Source organism: Pseudomonas sp. P5_B2 (assembly GCF_056400445.1).
In genome coordinates this window covers 1-1157 of record NZ_JBFULH010001014.1, presented here as the reverse complement: position 1 = coordinate 1157, position 1157 = coordinate 1, and the positions used below count along the sequence as shown (strand labels likewise).

Genomic DNA, 1157 nt, shown 5'->3' with positions numbered 1-1157 from the left:
GCGGCGTTCTTCTTGCTGATTTTCATCAGCGTGCCGGTGAAGTCTTCAATCAGCCTCAGCACCTTGCCACTGTTTTGCGTGGCTTTCAGTGCCTTGGTTCCGACACGTGCTGCCAAGCCGAGACCACCGGTCAAAACAACGCCAAACAGAATAAACAACAGGACTTCAGTGGTCAGTTCAGACAGCACTTGCGTGCAGGTTTGCGGAGGCAGCATTTTGACCCACGCCATGATTGCGGCCATGTAGATCCACATCAATGGCTCGTCACTGGCGATCAGCAAGGCGGTGTGAATGGCTTCCGCCGAGGCGTCGTAGATGCGCTTGATTTCTTCCTCGGTGAAGAAGTTCTTCAGCCTTTCATAATTATCTCGAGGATGCGCAACGAGGTTGTAGAGGCTTTTGATATCGCCCCACAAATCCATGATCGCTTTCCAAAAGCCTTTCCAKGCGGCTTCCAGTTCCTGCATGGCGCGGCCAGCCATGGACGCGCTGTTATGCGCTTGCCACAGCGGTAAAAAGTCGGTGGTCCACTGGGTTTGTAGCCAGCCGCTCAGATCGCCGATCACGCCCTGATAGGAATTGAACAGCGTGTCGATTTGTGCGGGAGTGGGGTTTGGGAAAAAGGTGATTTTGTACTGTTGGTTTGGTGTGAGATCCGCAACTTCAAGAATCCCGCCAGGGCCAATCGTTGCGGTGATCGCCTGACCTGTTTCATTTTTACCGAACAGCTTGCCATCGGCCACAGGCGCCAATCGAACCGGTGTATTGCCGATAGGGACAAAACGCGCCGACTCGAAACTGTGAACCAGTTTTAGCTTGCCATTGGCTGGGCAGTTTGCGTAAAGGTCGACTTGCTTTTTGCTGTCTTTGTCCTGAATGCCRACTTCATCACCGACCTGAAATTGTTGTTCTGCATCCAGGACGCCGCCATACCATGCCTCGGCATGGCTGCGGTAATCAGCCATACACTTCTTGAAATCACTGATGATGACCTGAGCATCGGGTTGTTTTGCTGTGAGGCTCCCACCCATGGAACCCATCAAAATGCTCATACGGTCACCTCTTTTTCCAAGTGGGCTTTCAGTCGCCCTGTGTAGTTTTCTTCCGTGAGTGGGGTGCGTTTTACAGAGCGCGTCACTTTTTGCTGCAAGTTGGAT

The 1157-nt window shown here is 52.6% G+C and carries 2 pseudogenes; both read right to left on the bottom strand.

Going from position 1 to position 1157, the window contains the following annotated elements:
- Positions 1 to 1052: pseudogene (locus AC1DRJ_RS28795) on the bottom strand (type IV secretion protein Rhs); the annotation flags it as partial.
- Positions 1049 to 1157 (bottom strand): annotated as a pseudogene (locus AC1DRJ_RS28790) (DUF4123 domain-containing protein); the annotation flags it as partial. The pseudogenes AC1DRJ_RS28795 and AC1DRJ_RS28790, both read right to left, overlap by 4 nt.